The 3,746-nt window shown below is 49.1% G+C and carries 3 protein-coding genes; 2 read left to right on the top strand and 1 reads right to left on the bottom strand.

The window, feature by feature from the left end; translation table 11 throughout:
* The first annotated feature begins 259 nt into the window (after positions 1–259).
* Entirely contained in the window at positions 260–919 is a 660-nt protein-coding gene (locus VIM72_RS27455; protein ID WP_332006009.1) for an NADPH-dependent F420 reductase, read from the top strand.
* Positions 920–954: 35 nt separating this feature from the next.
* Here the strand turns inward: VIM72_RS27455 and VIM72_RS27450 are convergent, their stop codons facing one another.
* Entirely contained in the window at positions 955–2,586 is a 1,632-nt protein-coding gene (locus VIM72_RS27450; protein ID WP_332006008.1) for a M1 family metallopeptidase, read from the bottom strand.
* A 45-nt stretch (positions 2,587–2,631) separates the two neighbouring features.
* Between VIM72_RS27450 and VIM72_RS27445 the strand changes: the two genes are divergently transcribed.
* Positions 2,632–3,746 (top strand): ABC transporter substrate-binding protein (locus VIM72_RS27445; RefSeq protein WP_332006007.1); only part of this gene is annotated, 1,115 nt, incomplete at its 3' end.

Below are 3,746 nucleotides of genomic sequence, written 5' to 3'. Positions count from 1 at the left end.
GTGCGAAGATTGTCTGACTCAGGATTATGATGATTATACTGATTACCCTGATTGGATCCTGTAATGATTAAAAAGATTTGGGGAGATTTAGGCGAAGGTATCCGCTTAAATCTCCCCAAATCTTTTTAATCATTATAAAATCCCAAAAATAAATCACGGTAATCAGTATAATCATCATAATCCTGAGTCAGACAATCTTCGCACTTTTTTAAGTATCTTCATAGTTCGCACTATTATCTGCTTAATTTAATCTTCGCTCATGAAAATCGGTATCCTTGGAAGCGGACCTGTTGGATTAACTCTTGGTAAAGGGCTCATTCAAACAGGACATCATGTTACAATCGGTACCCGTAACCCCTCAAGGGAAGCCCTGCAGCAATGGATAAAGAAACAAGGAAAGCAGGCCATGGCCGGCACTTTCAGGCAGGCGGCGGAATTCGGGGAGCTATTGCTGATCTGTACCAGCTGGGCCGGCACCAAAAAAGCCATTGAAGCCGCTGGTATATGGAACTTCAAATCCAAAACAGTAGTGGATGTTACCAACCCCCTCGATGGCAAAGGCCCTGATGAAAACGGACGCCTTACCTTCACTATTGGTCATACCAACTCCGCCGGTGAACAAATACAAGCCTGGCTGCCCCCGGATGCCAATGTGGTAAAGGCGCTCAGCTGTATCGGCCACGAAAAAATGTTGCTGCCCGACTTTAAAGAGGGCGCCCCAACTATGTTTATAGCCGGTAATAATAACGATGCCAAACGGGAAGTAGTGAATCTCCTGCACCAGATCGGCTGGCTGGATGTGGCGGATATGGGAAAGATAGAAATGAGCCGCAGTATAGAGCCGCTCTCTATTTTATGGGCCGCCTGGGGATTCCTGAACGATAGCTCCGGCCACGCTTTCAAATTATTAAAACGATAAATAAAAAGGGACTGGTAATACACCAGTCCCTTTTCTTATTTTACCTGTTTTGAATTTATATAGAAGTTTTTATCTACCTCAAAATTCTTCAGATCAGTTAAAGTAACATTGGAGCTGCGCCATAAGGTGCCCGGGTATATCAGCTTATAACCGTTGTCGCTCAGTTTTACCTTCACCGGCATATTAAAGTCCTTTACATCAGACACCCAGCGGTATTGCAGCTGCTGCCCCTTGAAACGGTACTCCAGCGTAGGAATGGTGGTATGACGCAGGTATTGGTCAAATACCTTATCCAGGTTCATGCCCACCGCCTGGCTCATGTAGTCTTCAATTTCCCGGGTAGTCACGGTTTGATGATAGAATGTTTTATTCAGTCCCCGCAGCAGCTGGCGGAAAGCTTCGTCGTTCTCCATGATCTGCCGGATGTTATGCAGCATGTTGGCTCCTTTATAATACATATCACCACTTCCCTCGGCGTTAACGCCATAGGGGGCAATGATTGGTTTATCGTTTAAAATATTCTTGCGGATGCCCTGTACATATTCATCTGCCGCCTTACGCCCGTACTGGCATTCGGTGTAAAGGGTTTCTGAGTAGTTGGTGAACGATTCATGGATCCACATATCAGCCAGGTCTTTGCTGGTGATGCTGTTGCCAAACCATTCGTGACCGCTTTCATGGATAATGAGGAAGTCCCACTTCAGGCCCCAGCCGCTGCCGGAAAGGTCCCGGCCGGAATAGCCCATCTGGTATTTGTTGCCATACGCTACGCCGCTCTGGTGCTCCATTCCCAGGAACGGCGCCTCTATCAGTTTGTAGCTGTCTTTATAAAAAGGATATTTTCCAAACCAGTATTCAAAACATTTCAGCATGGGTTTTACTACTTTGAAATGCTCCCGTGCCTTATCTTCGTTATAATCCAATACCCAGAAGCCCAGGTCCAGTTTACCGCCTTCGCCTGAATAGGTATCTTTCATTTCTATATAATTACCTATGTTCACAGCCACATCATAATTATTGATAGGATTATCTACGTACCATACAAAGGTTTTGGTACCATCGGGATTGTCGATGGTCTTTTTTAAACGGCCATTGGATACATCGGTGAGGTCGGAGGGAACGGTAACACTGATGGTCATGTCTTCCGGCTCATCGCTTTGGGTGTCTTTGTTCGGCCACCAGATGCTGGCGCCCAGGCCCTGGCAGGCAGTGGCTATCCAGGGACGGCCTTTATCGTCTTTGGCCCATACCACGCCGCCATCCCAGGGTGCTTTCACCGCTTTGCGGGGCTTGCCGCTGTAAAATACCGTGATCTTTTTGGATTTATCTTTTACCTGTGGCGCTGCTATCCTGATAAACCAGGCATTGCCGTCGCGGGTAACGGGAAGCGATTTCTTGTCCTGCACCACACTGTCTATCACCATGGGTACCTGCAGGTCTATCTGCATCACAGAATCTGGTTTCAGCACCTTATAGGTAATGGTATTAAACCCGCTGAAGGTGCTGTCGTCCGGGTTTACCTGCACATGCAGGTCGTAGTTTGTTACATCCCACCAGGCGCGCTGTGGGGTAATGGTGCCTCTCAGCGTGTCCGCCCTGCTGAACTGCTGTGCCCCTGCAGTTAAGGTAGCCATAAGGGCCATACAAAGCATAGGTATGCCGCGCATATTTATTCGTATATTTTAGCCTGAAAGATATTAATTTACTGCCAGATGAAAAGTAGTTATTGTCAGGTGGTTATATGCAGATGGGGGCTTGCAGTGCTATGCAGCCTCCTGTTTGGCGCATGCGGTGGCCCGGAAAAACAGTCGCTGCGCGTATTCCGGTATAACAGTACCAACGGAATCGCCAGTCTCGACCCCGCATTTGCCAAAAGCCAGGAAGTAATATGGGCGGTAAAGCAATTATACAATACCCTGGTGGAGCCGGACAGCAACCTGGTGATCCGTCCTTCGCTGGCAAAGCAGTGGCGCGAATCGGCAGACCACCGCACTTATACTTTCGACCTGAGAACAGATGTATACTTCCACGACAGCGACATTTTCCCCGGGGGCAAAGGCCGCCGGATGACGGCGCATGACGTGGTGTATAGCCTCCGCCGTATCATGGACCCGGCCACGGCATCGCCCGGCGCCTGGATCTTTAACGGCAAACTTTCTGCCGACAGCGGCTTTAAAGCCCTCAACGATTCTACTTTTGAGCTAACGCTGTACCGGCCTTTCCACCCGGTGCTGGGCATTCTCAGCATGCAATATTGCTCTGTGGTACCGCATGAGGCTATTGAGAAATACGGGAAAGATTTCCGTAACCATCCCTGTGGCACGGGCCCGTTCCGCTTTTTCCTCTGGGACGAAGGACAGGCGTTGGTACTGCACCGCAACCCTCTTTATTTTGAAACGGATAGCGCAGGGCATCGCCTGCCTTATCTGGAAGCCGTACAGGTGGGCTTCCTCGAAAGCAAGGCGTCGGAGTTCCTGCTGTTCCGCCAGGGGCAGCTGGACTTTATGAATGATATAGACGCCTCCTTTAAAGATGAAGTGCTCACCAAACAGGGGCAGCTTCGTAAGGAGTGGGAGGGGAAAATGGTGCTGAACAAACATCCTTATCTCAATACCGAATACCTGGGTTTTCTTACAGACAGCAGCATGGCCGTCGTAAAAGCATCGCCGCTTCGCTGGAGAAAGATCCGGCAGGCCATTAACTACGGTATAGACCGTACGAAAATGATGACCTATCTCCGCAATGGCATAGGTACCGCTGCCAACGCGGGTTTTGTACCGGCGGGATTACCGTCTTTCTCCCCACAGCAGGTAAAAGGGTATCCGTG

Origin of the sequence: Chitinophaga sp., assembly GCF_036569185.1 — a bacterium.
Classification (GTDB): domain Bacteria; phylum Bacteroidota; class Bacteroidia; order Chitinophagales; family Chitinophagaceae; genus Chitinophaga.
This window is presented reverse-complemented; position numbering and strand designations above follow the sequence as displayed.